Consider the following 18,678-nt stretch of genomic DNA (forward strand, 5'->3'; position numbering starts at 1 on the left):
GCCGAAGAGTTTTGGCTATTAGCCGCGGCGTCGGGTCCTCAGCCGGAAGTTCAGCCGCCGCCGGGTTGAACCGGTGTCATCGGCGGGGGTTTCGTCGGCGTCCGTCGCGGGCTCGGCCTGCTGCTCCTCGGCCGCAGGTTCGTCCGGCTCGGGCGACTCCGAATCACCTTGCGGCTCTTCGACTTCGGGCTCGTCGGCCTCCGATTCCTCGGCTTCCGGTTCCTCCTCGGCCTCGGGTTCCGCGGATTCACTTTCGACGGCCTCCGGTTCGAGCTCTTCAGCCTCGGGCTCCTCGACTTCGGCGTCCGCGGCCTCGGTCGCGACGGCCTCATCCTCCGCATCCTCCGCGGCCTCGGGCTCCGCGGATTCACTTTCGACCGCCTCCGCCACGGCGGCCTCCGCGTCCGCGACCTCTGCCTCGTCGGCCTCTTCGACCTCGGCCTCCGCGGTCTCAGTCTCCGGGGTTTCGGGCTCTTCGGTCTCGGCTTCTTCGGTTTCGGCTTCGGCGGTTTCGGGCTCTTCGGTCGCGGCCTCTTCGGCCCCGACTTCTTCGGCTTCTGCCTCGGCCTCTTCCGTCTCGGCTTCTTCGGCTTCCGGCTCAGCGACTTCGGTCTCGGCGACCTCGGCCTCTGCAGTTTCGGGCTCTTCGGTCTCGACCTCTTCGGCTTCCGGCTCAGCGACTTCGGCTTCCGCGACCTCTTCCTCAGCGACTTCGGTCTCCGCGACTTCGGCCTCAACGGTTCCCGGCTCTTCGACCGTCGGCTCGGCGGTCTCCGCTTTCACGGTCTCGGCCTCGGCGGCTTCTGCCTCGTCGGCCTCCAGTGGACCCGACCGCCTCCGCGGTATCAGCCGTTTCGTCGCCTTCCCCGCCGCAAGGACCGCGGCCACTCCGGCCGCCGGCAATACCCGCAAGCCGGTGATCGGCTCGAGTTCGGGCTCGGCTTCCGGCTCGCGCTCAGGCTTGGGTGCCGGCTTGGGCTGTGGCGCTTCCTCGGCGCCGTGATCGGTGCCGTGCAGGGTCGCGGGGTCTTCGCGGCCCTTGGGCGCCAGGATGATGTAGACGACGGCCCCGATGAACACGAAAGTTGCTGTGAAGACGTTGATCCGGATCCCGGCGATCTGCGTGGCCGTGTCATTGCGCAGCAGTTCGACGCCGAAGCGCCCGACGCAGTAGGCGGCGACGTAGAGCGCGAAGAGCCGCCCATGGCCGAAGTTGAACCGCCGATCGATGTAGATCAATGCGACGAAAACCAGCAGGTTCCAAAGCAATTCGTACAGGAACGTGGGTTGTACGACGAGCGCGACCTGACCCGTCGAGACGCCGTCGAGCGAATGCGGGTCGACGTATCCGGAAGGGTCACGCCGGTAGAAGATCTCCAAACCCCACGGCAGGGTGGTGTCCCGGCCGTAGAGCTCCTGGTTGAAGTAGTTTCCCAGCCGGCCGATCGCCTGCGCCAAGATGATTCCCGGCGCTATCGCGTCGCCGAAGGCCGGCAACGGAATTCCATGACGCCGGCAGCCTATCCACGCGCCAACGGCGCCGAGGGCCACCGCACCCCAGATGCCCAGGCCGCCGTCCCAAATGCGCAGCGCCGCCATGGAACCGGCGCCACCCGGACCCCAATAGGTCCGCCAGTCGGTGGCCAGGTGATAGAGCCTGCCGCCCACCAAGCCGAACGGCACTGCCCACAGCGCGATGTCATAGATCACGCCGCGCTGACCGCCGCGCGCCTCCCAGCGCCGGTCGCCGATCATCAGCGCCGCCACGATGCCGGCGATGATGAACAGGGCATAGGCCCGAATGGGCACCGGCCCCAGGTGCCACACGCCCTGCGGCGGGCTGGGGATGTAGGCGAGCAGATGCGTCACGACGCGGCCACCCTGAGCCGCACACCGGCGGCCAGTTCTGCCGTCAGCGCGCGCAGCGCGGGCAATCCGCCGTCGCCCAGCGCCGACACCAACGCGGACCCGACGATCACCCCGTCGGCGTAGCTGCCGATCTGCGCGGCCTGCTCCCGCGAGCGGACCCCGAGGCCGACGCCGACGGGGATGTCGGACACCTCTTTGACCCGGCGCACCAATTCGGGCGCCGCCTGCGACACCGCGTCACGCGCGCCCGTCACCCCCATGGTCGAAGCGGCGTAGACGAATCCCCGCGACGCCTCGACCGTCGTGACCAACCGCTGCGGGGTCGAGGACGGCGCCACCAGGAAGATGCGGTCCAACCGATGCTCTTCGGACGCCGCCAGCCACTGCCCGGCTTCGTCGGGAATGAGGTCGGGGGTGATCAGGCCGTGCCCGCCCGCCGCGGCCAGGTCGCGCGCGAAGGCGTCAACGCCGTAGCGCAGCACCGGGTTCCAGTACGTCATCACCACCGCGCGCCCGCCTGCCGCGCTGATCGCCTCGACGGCGGCCAGCGTGTCGCGGACCCGCACTCCCCCGTGCAGCGCCGCCTCGGTGGCCCGGGCGATAGTGGGGCCGTCCATGCCCGGATCCGAATACGGCACGCCGACTTCGATGATGTCGCAACCGGATTCGACGAGAGCGATCATCGCTTCCCGCGAAGTGGCCACGTCGGGATAACCGGTGGGCAGATAACCGATGAGCGCCGCGCGATTGTCCTTAAGGCAGGCATCGAAGGTCGGCCCCAGCCGGCTTGCTTGGCTCTGTTCGACAGTCACTTGTCGCCGGACCCCAACAGGCCGAACCACTTCGCGGCCGTCTCGACGTCCTTGTCGCCGCGCCCCGACAGGTTCACGACGATGACCGCACCCTTGCCCAGCTCGGCGCCGAGCTGCACGGCGCCGGCCACCGCGTGCGCGGATTCGATGGCCGGGATGATGCCCTCGGTGCGGCACAGCAGCCCGAACGCGTCCATCGCCTCGGCGTCGGTGATGGGCCGGTATTCGGCGCGTCCGGTTTCCCGCAGCCACGCGTGTTCGGGGCCCACGCCCGGGTAGTCCAGACCGGCTGAGATGGAATGGGATTCGATGGTCTGGCCGTCCTCGTCCTGCAACAGGTACGAGTACGACCCCTGGAATGCCCCCGGGGAACCGCCGGTGAACGTCGCCGCGTGCCGGCCGGTCTCGACGCCGTCCCCGGCCGCCTCGAACCCGATCAGCCGCACGTTCGGATCGTCGATGAAGGCGTGGAAGATCCCGATGGCGTTGGATCCGCCGCCGATGCACGCGGTGACCGCGTCGGGCAACCGGCCGGCCTGCGCCTGGATCTGAGCGCGGGCCTCCAGGCCGATGACGCGCTGAAAGTCGCGCACCATGGTCGGGAACGGGTGTGGGCCCGCCGCGGTGCCGAAGCAGTAGTAGGTGTTGTCGGCGTTGGTGACCCAGTCGCGGAACGCCTCGTTGATGGCGTCCTTGAGCGTTTGCGAGCCGCTGTCGACGGAGACGACCTCGGTACCCAGCAGCCGCATCCGCGCCACGTTGAGCGCCTGGCGCGCGGTGTCCACGGCGCCCATGTAGACCACGCACTCGAGCCCGAGCAATGCGCACGCGGTGGCGGTGGCCACGCCGTGCTGGCCGGCCCCCGTCTCGGCGATGACCCGGGTCTTGCCCATCCTCTTGGCCAGTAGAGCCTGGCCCAGCACATTGTTGATCTTGTGAGAACCGGTGTGGTTCAAGTCTTCTCGCTTGAGGAAGATCCGCGCCGAACCGGCGTGCTCGGACAGCCTGGTGGCCTCGTACAGCGGCGAGGGCCGGCCCGCGTAGTTGGCCTGCAGGTCGTCGAGGGTGTCCAGGAAGTCGGGGTTGACGCGTTCCTTTTCGTAGGCGGCGGTGACTTCCTCGATCACCGCCATCAGCGCCTCGGCGACGTAGCGGCCGCCGTACACGCCGAAATGACCACCCGGATCGGGATCGTGACGGGTGGGTTCGGCGATGGCCGCACTCGAAAGCGGAAGCTCCGGGCGGGACAGGTCTACCATCACCAATTCTCGACGCGGGGACGGCTCATCGGCGTCCTAGCGAGATGGTTTCGGGCAGGACGGGTGGGTGCCCGCGGTGACCAGATCGGCAACCGCCGCGCGGGGGTCACCGGCTTTGACCAGTCCTTCACCGACCAGCACGGCGTCGGCGCCGGCGCCGGCGTAGGCCAGCAGGTCCCCGGTGCCGCGGACGCCGGATTCGGCGATCCTGATCACGTTGCTGGGCAGCCCCGGAGCGATGCGCGCGAAGCAATCCCGGTCCACGTTCAGCGTGGTGAGATCGCGCGCGTTCACGCCGATCACGTTGGCCCCCGCCTTCAAAGCCCGGTCGGCCTCTTCCTCGGTGTGCACCTCGACGAGCGCGGTCATACCGAGCGACTCGGTGCGGTCGAGCATCGACACCAGCGCCGACTGCTCCAGCGCGGCGACGATGAGCAACAGCATGTCCGCACCGTGCGCGCGCGCCTCGTGTATCTGATAGGGCTGCACCACAAAGTCTTTGCGCAGGACGGGAATTGAGACCGCGGCGCGCACCGCGTCGAGGTCGTCGAGCGAGCCGTTGAAACGCCGTTCCTCGGTCAGGACGCTGATGATGCGGGCGCCACCGTCTTCGTAGGCCCGGGCCAGCTTGGCCGGATCGGCAATCGGCGCTAGTGAACCCGCGGACGGGCTGGCGCGCTTGACCTCGGCGATGACGCCGATACCGGGCTCGCGCAACGCTGCCATGACGTCCAAGGGTGGGGGCGCCGCGGCGGCGGCCGCTTTGATCTCGCTCAGGCTGACAACGGCTTCGCGCGCGGCAACGTCGGCTCGGACTCCCTCGAGGATGGAGTCAAGCACGGATGCCGGACTCATGCCTGTCGTTCCCTTCCCACTGCCATCCCACTGTCACTCGGTTACTCAGCCGATTTCGATGACGTCAATGAAGGGTAGCGACCGTCGCCTCACGGCTCATCACCGACCCTCGCTGTCTGACCCACCGGCCCGATCGGTCGGGTCGTGTCCCTCGTCAAGCGCATCCCAAATCATCCGCTCCGACATCTCCGGCTGCTGCTGCCCCTCCAGCATCGCCCCGCGATCGGTTTCGCGTAGCGCATTCGAACGGCGGGTCGCGGGCGCCGCGTATTTCGTTGCGCTTTCCCGCGGCAGCCCACCGGACCGCATCAACAAGACGGCCGCGATCAGCGTGCACACGGCCGCGGCCACCGCGACCCCGGAGCCGACGTACCGCCGTTCGCTCCCGACCAGGAACATCAGCGGGACATGCGCCAGTTCGGCGCCGCGCGCGGCCACCTCCGGAAGCACCCACAGGCTGATCCCCAGATAGCCGACCGCCAGGCTGGCCGCGGCCAGCAGCACGGCCAGGATCCGCAGGGGCAAGCCGCGCACCCCGAGCGCCGCGACGGCGGTGGCCAGCATCAGCAGCGCCAACGGCAGCAGCGCCGTCGACCAGGAGCCGCCGGACAACGTCACCTGCTTCGGGGGGCCCAGCCCGTCGAACGAGCGGATCACCACCCACGGCAGCCGCGACGCCACCCACAGCGCGACCGCGGCCACCACCAGCAGCAGTTGGGCGACGACGATCGGGAGCCGGGACCGGCGGGAATCAGCCATCGCGGCCCGGCGGCGGCGCGGTCAGCGTCTCCGCGGCCGCGATCGCGTTGAGCACCGCCCGCGCCTTGTTGGAGGCCTCGGTGTACTCGTAGGGGCCGTTGGAATCGGCCACCACCCCGCCCCCGGCCTGAACGTAGGCGGTGCCGTCGCGCATCAGCGCGGTGCGGATGGCGATCGCGAAGTCGGCGTTGCCCGCGAAGTCGAGGTACCCGACCACGCCGCCGTAGAGGCCGCGGCGGGTCTTCTCCACCTCCTCGATGAGCTCCATCGCCCGCACCTTGGGCGCGCCCGAGAGCGTGCCGGCCGGGAAGCAGGCCGTCACCGCGTCCAGCGCGGTGCGGCCCTCGCCGAGCATCCCGGTCACCGTCGACACCAGGTGCATGACGTGGCTGTAGCGCTCGATGTGGCTGTAGTCGTCGACGCGGACGGTGCCAGGGGTGCAGACCCGGCCGAGGTCGTTGCGGCCCAGGTCGACGAGCATCAGGTGCTCGGCGCGTTCCTTGTCGTCGGCCAGCAGTTCCTTTTCCAGCAGCTGATCCTCTTCGTCGGTGTCCCCGCGCCAGCGGGTCCCGGCAATGGGGTGCGTGGTGGCCCAGCCGTCGGCGACGGTGACCAGCGCCTCCGGGCTGGACCCGACGATCGAAAAGTCCGTTGCCCCAGCGCTATTGGGCACGTGCACCAGGTACATGTAGGGGCTCGGGTTGGTGGCCCGCAGCATCCGGTACACGTCGATGGGGTCGACGTCGGTGTCCATCTCGAAGCGCTGCGAGGGCACCACCTGGAACGCCTCGCCCGCCGCGATCTGGTCGACGAGGTAGTCGACTATCTTGCCGTATTCCTCGACGGTGCGCTGCGAGCGGTGCCGCGGTTCGGGCCGAGCGAACGTGGCGACGGTCGACGGCAGCGGCTGGCCCAGCGCGGCGGTCATCACGTCGAGGCGAGCCACCGCGTCGTCGTAGGCCTCGTCGACGCGCTCGTCGGTGCCGTTCCAGTTCACGGCGTTGGCGATCAGCGTGATGGTGCCCTCGTGGTGGTCCACGGCCGCCAGGTCGGTGGCCAGGAGCAGCAGCATGTCGGGCAGGTGCAGGTCGTCGACGGCCAGTTCGGGCAGGCGCTCCAGTCGTCGCACCAGGTCGTAGGCGAAAAAGCCGACCATGCCGCCCGACAGCGGCGGCAACCCGGGCATGGCGGCGGTGGCCAGCAGCTCGAGGGTGGCACGCAGCGCCCGCAGCGGGTCGCCGCCCGTCGGCGCGTCCTGCGGCACCGCGCCCAGCCACACCGCTTCGCCGTCGCGCACGGTCAGCGCCGACGGCGCCCCGGCCCCGATGAAGGACCACCGCGACCAGGATCGCCCGTTTTCCGCGGACTCCAGCAAAAACGTGCCGGGCCGGTTGTCGGCGAGCTTGCGGTAGGCCGACAGCGGAGTTTCGCTGTCGGCCAAGACCTTGCGGGTCACCGGGACCACACGGTGCTCCGCGGCGAGGTGGCGGAACTCCTCCCGTGAGGTGCCGGAGGCGAGGTGGGCGTGCACCGACCCATCTTCCCAGACGTGCGTCGGCGGCCCGCGAGCGTAACGTGGCTGCGATTTCAGGGCCCGCTTTTCGCACTGCCGTTACGCTCGCGGCACGCGTAGCGTGACGCGCATGAAACCTGGTGACACCGTGGCCGACTTCGAGCTCCCCGACCAGACGGGAACGCCGCGCAAGCTGAGCGCCCTGCTTGCCGACGGCCCCGTGGTGCTGTTCTTCTACCCCGCCGCGATGACGCCCGGCTGCACCAAGGAGGCCTGCCACTTCCGCGACCTGGCCTCGGAATTCGCCGCCGTCGGCGCCAACCGGGTCGGCATCAGCGCCGACCCCGTCGAGAAGCAGGCCAAGTTCGCCGACCTGCGCAAGTTCGACTACCCGCTGCTGTCGGACACCGAGGGCACCGTCGCCGCGCAGTTCGGCGTCAAGCGCGGCCTGCTCGGCAAGCTGATGCCGGTCAAGCGCACGACGTTCGTCATCGACACAGACCGCACGGTGCTCGACGTGATCGCCAGCGAATTCAGCATGGACACCCACGCCGACAAGGCGCTGGAGACGCTGCGGGCACGGTCCTCGGCGTAGCTCGATTCCCCTCGCGAACAGACGCAAAATCGCCCTAAATCGTGTCGTTTTGGGCGATTTTGTGTCTTCTCGCGGTGCTTAATCAGGGGATGATCGCCAAAAACACGTAGGCGGCGAGCAGCACCAGGTGCACTTCGCCCTGCAGCCGGGTGGCGCGGCCGGGCACCACGGTCAGCATGCTGATCACCACGGTCAGGGCCAGCAGCACCAACTGAGTGGGCGCCAGGCCGAGCACCAGCGGCCCCTTCAGCCAGATGCTCGCCAGCGCGATGGCGGGGATCGTGAGCCCGATGCTGGCCATCGCGGAGCCGTAGGCCAGATTGAGGCTGGTCTGGATCCGCCCGCGCCGGGCCGCGCGCACCGCCGCGAGCGTCTCGGGCAGCAGCACCAGCATCGCGATCACCACGCCGACGAACGACTGGGGGAACCCGGCCGCCGTCACCAGGCGTTCGACGGCCGGCGACTCCTGTTCGGCCAGGCCCACCACAGCCACCAGCGCGACGAGCAGCAACACCAGGCTGACCAGCGCCGCACGCGCGCTCGGCGGGTCGGCGTGGTTCTCGTCCTCCTCGAAAAGCCGCTTCTGGCCCTTCTGCGCGACCGGCAGGAAGAAGTCGCGATGCCGGACGGTCTGGGTGAACACGAACAGCAGGTACAGCAGGAGCGAGATCACCGCCGTGAAGATGAGCTGGCCCGGCGAGAACTCCTTGCCGGGATGGCTGATGGTGAACGCGGGCAGCGCGAGGCTCAGCGTCGCCAATGTCGTCAGCGTGGCCAAGGCGGCTCCGCTGCCCTCGGCGTTGAACAACGTCACGCCGTAGCGCCGGGAACCCCACGACAGCGACAAACCCGCGATCCCGTTGGTGGTGATCATGAACGCGGCGAACGCGGTGTCCCGGGCGAGCGTGGCCGCCTCGTTGCCGCCCGACGCCATCAACTCGACGATCAGGGCCACCTCGATGATCGTCACCGCGCCCGCGAGCACCAGCGACCCGAACGGCTCGCCGACGCGGGCCGCGACCACCTCGGCGTGCTGGACGGCCGCCAGCACGGCACCGATCAACAGCACGGCCTGTAGCACGATCAGCACCGGCCCGAGGTGCTCGCCCCAGGTGGCGGTCAGCACGAAGACGGCGATCACCGGCACCGCTGTGGTCCAAGAGGCCCAGGACAGCCATTTGCGCATCGCCCGCCATTCTCGCCGATGACACGCACCGGCGCCCGACGGGTGCGCCCGCGTCAGACCGGGTTCATGACTTGGTCGCCACCACGAAGTAGCCGCGCGGCACCCCGGGCACGTCCATCGGGACGACGGGGTGCTCCCAGCGGTGCCACCGACTCCCGGGTTCGGCCACGTCGGTGACCACGGTGGTCCAGCCGCGGCCCTCGACGAGGGCGCCGGGCGCGTCGGTGCCGAACACCCAAGGCGCGCCGAGCCGCCGCATGAATTCCTGCGTCGAGGCCAGGAACGGCGCCTCCAACAGCGTCTGGCCGATCACGTTGTAGAGCAACACGTGTCCCGGGGCCGACAGCGCGTCGATGCGCGCGAAAAGGGTGTCGACGGCCGGCGCCTCGATGTACTGCAGCAGTCCTTCCACCAGCCACGCCGTCTTTGCCGACGACGAATATCCTTGGCGAACAAGCGCTTCCGGCCAATCGTCGGACAGGTCGATGCCGACCGCGACGCGGCGGCACCCGGGTGTAGCACCGGCCAGTCGCTCGTCCTTGGTCGCGATCACCTGCGGCTGGTCCACCTCGTACACCGTCGCGCCGGGACGCCACTGCAGGCGGTATGCGCGGGCGTCCATGCCGGCGGCCAGGATCACCACCTGCGACGCGCCGTCGCGCTGGGCGTCAAGCAGCGCCTCGTCGAAAAAGCGTGTGCGAATGGCGATCTCCGCCGGCGACTGTCCGGTCGCCGCGACGGCGTCGGCCAGCAACCGTCGGCCGTCGTCACCGGCCAGCCGTTCGGCGAACGGGTCGGTGAAGAGCGGCTCGTCGCGCCCTGCTTCCTCGGCGCGCACCGCCGCTGCGAGCAATCCGGTGGCCGCTACCGCTTGTCTGGTGTTGTCCATGTCCCGATCATGACGCCGCCGGCGCGGGCGGTATTGGATTTTTGTGCCGCATGACGGGGACGTGGCTGGGCAACACGAGCGACTGCCGACCGTATTGTGTCGGCGTCATCGCGGTGAACGAGCGGAACTCGCGAACGAAGTGCGCCTGATCGAAATAGCCGGTGTCCGCGGCGATGCGCGCACCGCAGGCCGTGCCCGCCCCGAGCTGGCGCAGCGCCGCCTGCAGGCGGCGCACCCGCGCGTAGGCCTTCGGCGCCAACCCGACCTCGGCCCGGAACAACGCGATCATCCGCTTGGTCGACAGACCCGTCCGGCGACGCAGGTCCGCCATCCGGACGGACGGGTTGGCCTCGACGGCCGCCAGCGCTGCGGCGACGCCGGGCTCGCGGCGCACGGAGAACCGGGCCCGCGACAGCAAGAAGTCTTCGAGGATGCCGAACCGGGCGGCGACCGACGGGGCGGCGATCAACCGCTCGTGCAGCTCGCGACCGCCGTGCCCCCAGATGTCGTCGAGGCCCACGGCGACGTCCTGCAGGTCGCCGAGCGGGATCCCGAGAAACGGAAACGCGCCCCCGGGCCAGAAGTGAACGGCCATGGCGGGCTCGTCGGCCGCGATGTCGGTGATGTACGCCGCGCGGTGCGCGCCGGTCACAACCGCGGGCGGAACGCTCAGACGGGTGCGGCCGTCGGCGCCGTAAAAGTCCAGGCGCTGTCGCCGCCCGACGTCGAAGACGATGGTCACCGCGCCGCGGGGCAACGCCCGGCTTCGGTAGGTGGGCCCGCGGTGTCGCCAATGACCGAAGAACTCGACGTGCTCGGCCAGGGGCTGCGCGGGCCGGTACAGCGCGGGTCGGGCCGACACCATGGGCAGCTCCTTGCGATTACGGCTTTGCGTGTCCGCTGGCTCAGTACCATGCTCACATGCCAGAAAGCGGTGCCCGCAGCGCAGGCCTGACCGAGGGGCAGGTTTTCGCCGGGTACACGATCATTCGGCGTCTGGGGACCGGCGGCATGGGCCAGGTGTATCTGGCGCAGCACCCACGGCTGCCGCGCCGCGACGCCCTGAAGATCCTGCCCAGCGAGCTGACCGCGAACGACGAATTCCGCCAGCGCTTCAACCGCGAGGCCGACCTTGCGGCCAGCCTGTACAACGAGCACATCGTCGGCATCCACGACCGCGGGGAATACGACGGGCAGCTGTGGATCTCGATGGACTACGTGGAGGGAACCGACGCGGCGAAGCTGCTGCGGACTCAGTACCCGTCCGGGATGCCGAAAGCCGATGTGGTCGAGATCATTTCGGCCGTCGCCGACGCGCTCGACTACGCCCACTCGCGCGGGCTGCTGCATCGCGACGTCAAGCCGGCCAACATCCTGCTGACCGACGCAAGCCCGCGACGGCGAGTTCTGCTCGCCGACTTCGGGATTGCCCGCGAGCTCGGCGACATCAGCGGCCTGACCGCGACCAACATGTTGGTGGGCACCACCGCGTACTGCGCGCCCGAGCAGCTGCAGGGCCTCGACGTGGACGGGCGGGCCGACCAATACGCGCTGGGCTGCACCGCGTTCGACCTGCTGGCCGGGTCCGCCCCGTTTCGCCACTCCAACCCGGCGGTGGTCATCACCCAGCACCTGTCCGCACCGCCGCCGAACATCAGCGAGCGCAGGCCCGAGCTGGCCGACCTCGACGGCGCCATCGCCAAGGCCCTGGCGAAGAAACCCGAAGACCGCTACCCGACGTGCGCCGACTTCGCCGCGGCGCTGGGCGGCCAGGTCGCCACCGCCGCGTCAGAAGTGACCGCCGGCCCGACCACGGTCATTGCGGCGCCGACCGCGGTGATCCCAAAGCCGAAGAGCGCGCCGCCGCCCGTGCCCAAGGCGCGCGGCGGGCGGGGACCGGTCGTGGCGATCGCCGCCCTCGTCGCAATCGCGGTGGTCGCCGGCGGCGCCTACTTCGGGGTCCGCGCCCTGGGCACCCGAAGCCACCGGCACAACCCCGCCGCGTCGTCGGCGTCGGTCGCGCCGTCGCCGTCCGGCAACGCCGCTACAACCCCGGCGCCGATCCAGCTCTCCGGACAGATCACCGATCAGTCGGGCGTGCTGGGCCCGCTCGAGTACGACGCGGTGAACCGGGCGCTCACCAACCTGTACAACGGGCGCGGCACCCGACTGTGGGTGGTGTACGTGCCGAGCTTCGGCGGCCTCAAGCCGTTCAAGTGGGCCGAAAACGTCATGGTCGCAAACCATTTCACCGATAGCGATGCCATCCTGGCGGTGGCCACCGGCGAAACCGCGTTTTCCTTCCGGGTGCCCAACGCGGCGCTCACCGGAAAGGCCATCGACTTGGAGATGATCCGCCGTGATCGCATCGCGCCGGCCGTGTTCCGCCACGAATGGGCGCGCGCCGCGATCGCCGCGGCCACCGGGTTGGACGTCGCGCCGAGCTAGGTTTCAGGCCCCAGCAGCTGGTCGGCGTCGAAGCAACTGTGATCGCCGGTGTGGCAGGCGGCGCCGACCTGGTCGACGGTCAGCAGCACGGTGTCGCCGTCGCAGTCCAGGCGCACCGAGTGGACGTGCTGGGTGCGGCCCGAGGTCGCCCCCTTGATCCACTGTTCGCCGCGGGATCGCGAATAGTACGTGGCCTCACGGGTTTCCAGGGTACGGGCCAGCGCGTCGTCGTCCATCCAGGCGACCATGAGCACGTCGCCGCTGCCGCGCTCCTGTACGACGGCGGTGACGAGCCCTTCGGCGTTGCGCTTCAGCCGCGCGGCGATGTTCGGGTCGAGCGTCATCGGACCGTGATCTGTTCTGCCGCCATCGCGGCCTTCACCTGCCCGATGGTCAACTCGCGGAAGTGAAAGACGCTGGCCGCCAAGACCGCATCCGCACCGGCGGCGACGGCGGGCGCGAAGTGCTCCACCGCCCCCGCGCCCCCGCTGGCGATCACCGGCACCGTGACCGCCGCGCGGACCGCGCGCAGCATCGGCAGGTCGAAGCCCGCCTTGGTGCCGTCGGCGTCCATCGAGTTGAGCAGGATCTCCCCCACCCCGAGTTCGGCGCCGCGGGCCGCCCATTCGACGGCGTCGATGCCGGTGCCCCGCCGCCCGCCGTGGGTGGTGACCTCCCAGCCCGACGGCGTCGGCGCCGATCCGGCGGGCACCTTGCGGGCGTCGACGGACAACACGATGCACTGGGAGCCGAATTGGGTTGCCATTTCGGCGAGCAGGTCGGGCCGCGCGATCGCGGCGGTGTTGACGGAGACCTTGTCGGCGCCCGCGCGCAACAGGGTGTCGACGTCGGCCACGGTGCGCACCCCGCCGCCGACCGTGAGCGGGATGAACACCTGCTCGGCTGTGCGGCGCACCACGTCGAGCATGGTCGCCCTGCCCGACGACGACGCCGTCACGTCCAGGAAGGTCAGCTCGTCGGCGCCCTCGGTGTCGTAGGCCGCGGCCAGCTCGACCGGATCGCCGGCGTCGCGGAGGTTTTCGAAGTTGACGCCCTTGACCACCCGCCCGGCGTCGACGTCCAGGCAGGGGATCACCCGCACGGCAAGGCCGGTATCCGCGTACATCTCAGTAGTCCTCCGGATCGCCGACGGCACGCAGGATCTCGAGGACCTCGCCGTGCGCCCCGGGCGCCGCGGCCAGCACCGAGTCCGACTTGGGCGTCCACGGCTTGCCGGCCAGGTCGGTGACGATGCCACCCGCGGACCTCACCTGCGCCACCCCGGCGGCGTGATCCCACACGTGTCCGCCGAAACTTATTGCGGCGCCGAGTATTCCGTCGGCGACGTAGACGAGGTCGATGCCGGTGGAACCGTGCATGCGCAGCCGCGACGAGACCCGGCTCAGGTTCTCCAGCAGGGCAATCCGGTAGCGCCCCGGGAACCGGCCGCGCGAGTCGGCGCTGAACGTTCCGACCGCGAGGAGGTTGTCGGCGAGCTGCGTGGTTTCCAGGGACGGTTGCGGCGCACCGTTTTTGACCAGCGGGCCGCCCGCGATGGCGGTGTAGCGCTCGCCGACGAACGGCAGCCAGGTCAGGCCCGCGACCGGCTCGCCGTCGTGCAGCAGGGCCAGCAGGATCGCGGCCATCGGCGACCCGGCGGCGTAATTGAACGTGCCGTCGACGGGATCCAGCACCCACACCCACGGCGAGTCCACGTCGGTGCCGCCGAATTCCTCGCCGTGCACGCCGATCCCAGTGGTGGCCTGCAGCGCGGTGACGACCTGCCGCTCGATCGCGAGGTCGATCTCGGTGGCGAAGTCGTTGCCCTTCTTGGCAACCGCCGAATCGGCGCGGTGGCCCTCCAGGAAGCGCGGCACCGCGGCGTCGAGGATGACGGTCGCCTTGTCGACCAAGGGCGACACCATCGCGTTGAGGTCCATGTGGCTAGGCCCTCACCGCGGCCAGGGCCTGCGGCAGGGTGAACCGCCCGGCGTACAGCGCCTTGCCCACGATGGCGCCCTCGACCCCTCGGTCGGTGAGTGTGGTGATGGCGCGCAGGTCGTCCAGGCTCGACACGCCGCCCGACGCGATCACCGGGGCCTTGGTGCGGTCGGCCACGGCGCCCAGCAGCTCCAGGTTGGGGCCGCCCAGGGTTCCGTCCTTGGTGACGTCGGTGACGACGTACCGCGAACACCCTTGGCCGTCAAGGCGTTCCAGCACTTCCCAGAGGTCGCCGCCGTCGGTCTCCCAGCCGCGTCCGCGCAGCCGATGCCGGCCGTCAACGATCTGCACGTCGAGCCCGACGGCCACCTTGTCACCGTGTTCGTCGATCGCCCGCGCGCACCATTGCGGGTTCTCCAAAGCGGCCGTGCCGAGGTTGACCCGCGCGCAACCGGTGGCCAGCGCGGCGGCCAGCGAGTCGTCGTCGCGGATCCCGCCGGACAGTTCCACCTGCACGTCGAGCTTGCCCACCACCTCGGCGAGCAGCTCACGGTTGGAGCCGCGGCCGAACGCGGCGTCCAGGTCGACCAGATGGATCCACTCGGCGCCGTCGCGCTGCCAGCCCAGCGCGGCGTCCAGCGCCGAGCCGTACTCGGTTTCGCTGCCGGCTTTGCCTTGCACCAGGCGCACGGCCCGGCCCTCGACCACGTCGACGGCCGGTAACAGAATCAGCACAGTCCCTCCCGCGCGTCGAAAGTGCAACTGGCGACGCCTCTTCTCGGCGTTTGCGTCGGCAGTTGCACTTTCGCGACGTTGTTCACAGTCCCTCAACCCAATTGCTCAGCACGGCCGCTCCGGCGTCGCCACTCTTCTCCGGGTGGAATTGAGTGGCGGACAGGGGCCCGTCCTCGACCGCGGCCAGGAACGGCACCTGGTGCGTCGCCCACGTCAACAACGCCGCGTCCGAACCCTCCCAGCGCTGCGCGGCGTAGGAGTGCACGAAGTAGAACCGATCCAGGGCGTCCAGCCCCTTGAACAGCACGCTGCCGGGCGCGGCGTTGACCACGTTCCAGCCCATGTGCGGGATCACCGGGGCGTCCAGCCGCGTGACGGACCCCGGCCACTGGCCGCAGCCCCTGGTCTCGACCCCGAATTCCACCCCGCGGGCGAACAGGATCTGCATGCCCACACATACGCCCAGCACGGGGCGCCCGGCGGCCACCCGCTCGGCGATGATGCGATCTCCCCCGACCTTCCGCAGGCCCGTCATGCACGCCTCGAAGGCGCCGACCCCCGGCACCACCAGCCCGTCGGCGGCCGCCGCGGCGCCCGCGTCGGCGGTCACCTCGACCGACGCGCCGACCCGCTGCAGCGCGCGTTGCGCCGACCGCAGGTTGCCCGAGCCGTAGTCGAGCACCACGATTGATTTCGTCACAGAACACCTTTGGTGGACGGCACACCCGACACCCGGGAATCGAGCTCGACCGCCTGACGCAGCGCGCGGGCCACCGCCTTGTACTCGGCTTCGGTGATGTGGTGCGGGTCGCGGCCGTACAGGACGCGCACGTGCAGCGCGATGCGGGCGTTGGAGGCCAGCGTCTCGAACACGTGCCGGTTGACGACGGTGTGATACGGCACCGAGCTGCCGGTGATCGTGGTGTGCTGCAGGTGATCCGGCTCGCCGGTGTGGACGCAGTAGGGACGCCCGGACACGTCGACCGCGGCGTGGGCCAGCGCCTCGTCCATCGGGATGAAGGCGTCCCCGAAGCGCCGGATGCCCTTCTTGTCGCCCAGCGCCTGCCCGAGCGCCTGACCCAGCGCGATGGCGGTGTCCTCGATGGTGTGGTGGCCCTCGATCTCGGTGTCGCCCTTGGTGCGCACGGTCAGGTCGAAGCTGGCGTGGCTGCCCAGCGCCGTGAGCATGTGGTCGTAGAACGGCACCCCGGTGTCGACGTCGACCTGTCCGGTGCCGTCGAGGTCGAGCTCGACGACGATGTCGGATTCCTTGGTGCGCCGTTCGATTCGCGCGCGGCGTGCTTCGGTGGTCACGGGGCTCCTACTGAGGTGGCTGGGGCCAGTTCGGTGGCCGCGATCTGGGCGCTGGCCCGCAGGAAGGCGTCGTTCTCCTCGGCCAGGCCCGTCGTGGCGCGCAGGTAGCCGGGGATGCCGACGTCGCGGATCAGCACGCCGGCGTCCAGGTAGCGCTGCCAGGTGGCCGGCGCGTCGGCGAATTCCCCGAACAGCACGAAGTTCGCATCGCTGGGGATCACCCGAAAACCCATGCCGCTCAATGCGGTCGTGACGCGTTCCCGTTCGGCGATCAGGGTGGCGACGCTGCCCAGGGTGTCGTCGGCGTGCCGCAGCGCGGCGCGGGCCGCGGCCTGGGTGACCGACGACAGGTGATACGGCAGCCGCACCAGCAGCATCGCGTCGATCATCGCCGGCGTGGCGATCAGGTAGCCGAGCCGGCCGCCAGCGAACGCGAACGCCTTGCTCATGGTGCGGGTGACGACGAGCTTGGTCGGATACTCCTGGACCAACGCCACCGCGCTGGGCTGCGAGGAGAATTCGCCGTAGGCCTCGTCGAGGATCAGGATGCCCGGCACCACTTCGAGCAGCCGCCGTAGGTCGCCCAGCGAAACGCTTTGCCCGGACGGGTTATTCGGGCTGGCGACGAAGACGACGTCGGGTTGGCGTTCGGTGACGGCGGCGACGGCCGCGTCCGCGTCGAGGCTGAAGTCATCGGCACGCGCCGCCTCGAGCCACTCGGTGCGGGTGCCGTCGGCGATGATCGGGTGCATCGAGTAGGACGGGACGAACCCGATCGCGCTGCGCCCCGGCCCGCCGAACGCCTGCAGCAGCTGCTGCAGGATTTCGTTGGAACCGTTTGCGGCCCAGAGGTTTTCGACGTCGAGCGGGGTCCCGGTCTGGGCGGTGAGGTAGGCGGCCAGGTCGCGGCGCAGGGCCACCGCGTCGCGGTCGGGGTAGCGGTGCAGGTCGACCGCGGCCTCGCGCACCGACCGCACCACGTCGTCCACCAGCGCCTTGGTGGGCGGGTGCGGGTTCTCGTTGGTGTTCAGGCGCACCGGAACCGCCAATTGCGGTGCCCCGTACGGCGATTTGCCGCGCAGGTCGTCGCGCAGCGGCAGGTCGTCCAGCGTGGGGTTTTTGCGTTCGGTCATCGCTCAAACCTCCGCCGGACCGCCTCGCCGTGCGACGGAAGGTCCTCGGCCTCGGCCAGCGCGACCACATGTCCGGAGACGTCTTTCAGCGCCGCCTCGGTGTAGTCGACGACGTGGATGCCGCGCAGGAACGTCTGCACCGACAGGCCGCTGGAGTGGCGGGCGCTGCCGCCGGTGGGCAGCACGTGGTTGGACCCGGCGCAGTAGTCGCCGAGGCTCACCGGGGCGTACGGGCCGACGAAAATGGCTCCGGCCGAACGGATCCGGCCCGCGACCGCTGCCGCGTCGGCCGTCTGGATCTCCAGGTGTTCGGCCGCGTAGGCGTTGACCACCTCGACGCCGGCGTCCAGGTCGTCGACCAGGATGATCGCGGACTGGGGGCCGCTTAGCGCAGCCGTCACCCGTTCCCGGTGCACCGTCGTTTGCAGCTGGGCGGCCAGCTCGCTGTCGGTGGCGGCGGCCAGGCTCTCGCTGGGGGTCACCAGCACGCTGCCCGCCATCTCGTCGTGCTCGGCCTGGCTGATCAGGTCGGCGGCCACGTGCGCGGGGTCGGCGGTGTGGTCGGCGAGGATGGCGATCTCGGTCGGCCCCGCCTCGGCGTCGATGCCCACCCGGGAGCGGCACAGCCGCTTGGCGGCGGTGACGTAGATGTTGCCGGGGCCGGTGATCATGTCGACCGGCGCGAGCTCCGAGCCGTCGGTGTCGCTGCCGCCGTAGGCCAACAGCGCGACCGCCTGGGCGCCGCCGACGGCCCACACCTCGTCGACGCCGAGCAGCCGGGCCGCGGCCAGGATCGTCGGGTGGGGCAGGCCATGGAACTGGCCTTGCGAGGCGGCCTGCGGCGGGCTGGCCACCACCAGCGAGCCGACTCCGGCGGCCTGCGCCGGAACCACGTTCATCACCACGCTGGACGGGTACACCGCGTTGCCGCCGGGCACGTAGAGCCCGACGCGCTCGACGGGAACCCACCGCTCGGTGACCGTCGCGCCGGGGCCGAGCGTGGTCGTGACGTCGGCGCGGCGCTGGTCGGCGTGCACGGCGCGGGTGCGCTCGATCATCACCCGCAGCGCCTCGGCCACCGCGGGGGCCAGGTCGGCCAGCGCCTGGTCGAGCGCCGCGGCGGGCACCCGGACGGCCGCCGACCGCACCCCGTCGAACGCCTCGCCGTATTCCAGCGCCGCCTCGGCCCCGCCCTCCGCGACCGCCTCCACGATGGGCCGCACTGTGGGCAGCACGCTGTCCACGTCGGCGCCGCCGCGCGGGAGCGCCGCCCGCAGCCGGGCGGCCGTCAGCTGCGCGCCGCGCAGGTCAATGCGGGCGATCGGCGACGGTTGGGTGGAGGTCACGTTCTCCATTGTCCCTGATGGGAG

General features: G+C 70.3%; 19 protein-coding genes. 2 read left to right on the forward strand and 17 right to left on the reverse strand.

Annotation, left to right across the window (positions count from 1 at the left end; translation table 11 throughout):
• Positions 1-18: 18 nt before the first annotated feature.
• The 6 genes from lgt to N415_RS04635 all read right to left on the reverse strand — a co-directional run bounded on the left by lgt (position 19) and on the right by N415_RS04635 (position 7,085).
• A complete protein-coding gene (gene lgt, locus N415_RS04610) occupies positions 19-1,869 on the reverse strand; it encodes a prolipoprotein diacylglyceryl transferase (protein WP_068177613.1) in 1,851 nt (616 codons plus the stop codon).
• A complete protein-coding gene (gene trpA / locus N415_RS04615; RefSeq protein ID WP_068177615.1) occupies positions 1,866-2,681 on the reverse strand; it encodes a tryptophan synthase subunit alpha in 816 nt (271 codons plus the stop codon). The genes lgt and trpA overlap by 4 nt, the downstream gene beginning before the upstream one ends.
• On the reverse strand, positions 2,678-3,943 hold the full coding sequence (gene trpB / locus N415_RS04620) for a tryptophan synthase subunit beta (protein ID WP_193376403.1): 1,266 nt from the start codon (positions 3,941-3,943) through the stop codon (positions 2,678-2,680). Before trpB ends, trpA begins: the two co-directional genes overlap by 4 nt.
• A 33-nt stretch (positions 3,944-3,976) precedes the next feature.
• Complete coding sequence (gene trpC / locus N415_RS04625; RefSeq protein WP_068103923.1) at positions 3,977-4,795, reverse strand: indole-3-glycerol phosphate synthase TrpC; 819 nt, start codon at positions 4,793-4,795, stop codon at positions 3,977-3,979.
• 99 nt (positions 4,796-4,894) lie between these two features.
• The gene (locus tag N415_RS04630; RefSeq protein WP_068177623.1) at positions 4,895-5,554 is read right to left on the reverse strand and encodes a TIGR02234 family membrane protein; all 660 of its coding nucleotides are present in this window, start codon (positions 5,552-5,554) and stop codon (positions 4,895-4,897) included.
• The gene (locus N415_RS04635) at positions 5,547-7,085 is read right to left on the reverse strand and encodes an anthranilate synthase component I (protein WP_068177625.1); all 1,539 of its coding nucleotides are present in this window, start codon (positions 7,083-7,085) and stop codon (positions 5,547-5,549) included. The genes N415_RS04630 and N415_RS04635 overlap by 8 nt, the downstream gene beginning before the upstream one ends.
• A 112-nt stretch (positions 7,086-7,197) precedes the next feature.
• On the opposite strand from N415_RS04635, the gene N415_RS04640 reads away from it, so the two are divergent.
• Positions 7,198-7,662, forward strand: a complete 465-nt coding sequence (locus N415_RS04640) for a peroxiredoxin (RefSeq protein WP_068177757.1) — start codon at positions 7,198-7,200, stop codon at positions 7,660-7,662.
• Between the two features lie 82 nt (positions 7,663-7,744).
• Here the strand turns inward: N415_RS04640 and N415_RS04645 are convergent, their stop codons facing one another.
• The 3 genes from N415_RS04645 to N415_RS04655 all read right to left on the reverse strand — a co-directional run bounded on the left by N415_RS04645 (position 7,745) and on the right by N415_RS04655 (position 10,599).
• A complete protein-coding gene (locus N415_RS04645) occupies positions 7,745-8,848 on the reverse strand; it encodes an ionic transporter y4hA (RefSeq protein WP_068177632.1) in 1,104 nt (367 codons plus the stop codon).
• 64 nt (positions 8,849-8,912) lie between these two features.
• Positions 8,913-9,737 (reverse strand): SAM-dependent methyltransferase, encoded by an 825-nt coding sequence (locus N415_RS04650; RefSeq protein ID WP_068177633.1) that lies wholly within the window; start codon positions 9,735-9,737, stop codon positions 8,913-8,915.
• A 7-nt stretch (positions 9,738-9,744) separates the two neighbouring features.
• Positions 9,745-10,599, reverse strand: coding sequence for a helix-turn-helix domain-containing protein (locus tag N415_RS04655; RefSeq protein ID WP_068177758.1), 855 nt, complete (start codon positions 10,597-10,599; stop codon positions 9,745-9,747).
• A gap of 59 nt (positions 10,600-10,658) precedes the next feature.
• Here N415_RS04655 and N415_RS04660 point away from each other — a divergent pair, with 59 nt between their 5' ends.
• The gene (locus N415_RS04660) at positions 10,659-12,185 is read left to right on the forward strand and encodes a serine/threonine-protein kinase (protein ID WP_068177634.1); all 1,527 of its coding nucleotides are present in this window, start codon (positions 10,659-10,661) and stop codon (positions 12,183-12,185) included.
• Here N415_RS04660 and hisI read toward each other — a convergent pair.
• The 8 genes from hisI to hisD form a co-directional block, all read right to left on the reverse strand.
• Positions 12,182-12,529 (reverse strand): phosphoribosyl-AMP cyclohydrolase, encoded by a 348-nt coding sequence (gene hisI / locus N415_RS04665; RefSeq protein WP_068177641.1) that lies wholly within the window; start codon positions 12,527-12,529, stop codon positions 12,182-12,184. The genes N415_RS04660 and hisI overlap by 4 nt on opposite strands.
• Entirely contained in the window at positions 12,526-13,311 is a 786-nt protein-coding gene (gene hisF, locus N415_RS04670) for an imidazole glycerol phosphate synthase subunit HisF (protein WP_068177643.1), read from the reverse strand. The genes hisI and hisF overlap by 4 nt, the downstream gene beginning before the upstream one ends.
• Before the next feature lies 1 nt (position 13,312).
• Positions 13,313-14,125 carry an inositol monophosphatase gene (locus N415_RS04675; RefSeq protein WP_068177646.1) on the reverse strand — a complete coding sequence of 271 codons (813 nt, stop codon included), beginning with the start codon at positions 14,123-14,125 and terminating at the stop codon, positions 13,313-13,315.
• A gap of 4 nt (positions 14,126-14,129) precedes the next feature.
• Positions 14,130-14,861 (reverse strand): bifunctional 1-(5-phosphoribosyl)-5-((5-phosphoribosylamino)methylideneamino)imidazole-4-carboxamide isomerase/phosphoribosylanthranilate isomerase PriA, encoded by a 732-nt coding sequence (priA, locus tag N415_RS04680; RefSeq protein WP_068177656.1) that lies wholly within the window; start codon positions 14,859-14,861, stop codon positions 14,130-14,132.
• 82 nt (positions 14,862-14,943) lie between these two features.
• Positions 14,944-15,561, reverse strand: coding sequence for an imidazole glycerol phosphate synthase subunit HisH (gene hisH / locus N415_RS04685; RefSeq protein ID WP_068177658.1), 618 nt, complete (start codon positions 15,559-15,561; stop codon positions 14,944-14,946).
• Positions 15,558-16,175, reverse strand: a complete 618-nt coding sequence (gene hisB / locus N415_RS04690) for an imidazoleglycerol-phosphate dehydratase HisB (RefSeq protein WP_068177661.1) — start codon at positions 16,173-16,175, stop codon at positions 15,558-15,560. Before hisB ends, hisH begins: the two co-directional genes overlap by 4 nt.
• Positions 16,172-17,308, reverse strand: coding sequence for a histidinol-phosphate transaminase (locus N415_RS04695; protein WP_068177663.1), 1,137 nt, complete (start codon positions 17,306-17,308; stop codon positions 16,172-16,174). Before N415_RS04695 ends, hisB begins: the two co-directional genes overlap by 4 nt.
• Complete coding sequence (gene hisD, locus N415_RS04700) at positions 17,305-18,663, reverse strand: histidinol dehydrogenase (RefSeq protein ID WP_068177665.1); 1,359 nt, start codon at positions 18,661-18,663, stop codon at positions 17,305-17,307. The genes N415_RS04695 and hisD overlap by 4 nt, the downstream gene beginning before the upstream one ends.
• Between the last annotated feature and the right edge of the window lie 15 nt (positions 18,664-18,678).

The organism is Mycobacterium sp. UM_CSW (assembly GCF_000455205.1).
Lineage (GTDB): Bacteria > Actinomycetota > Actinomycetes > Mycobacteriales > Mycobacteriaceae > Mycobacterium.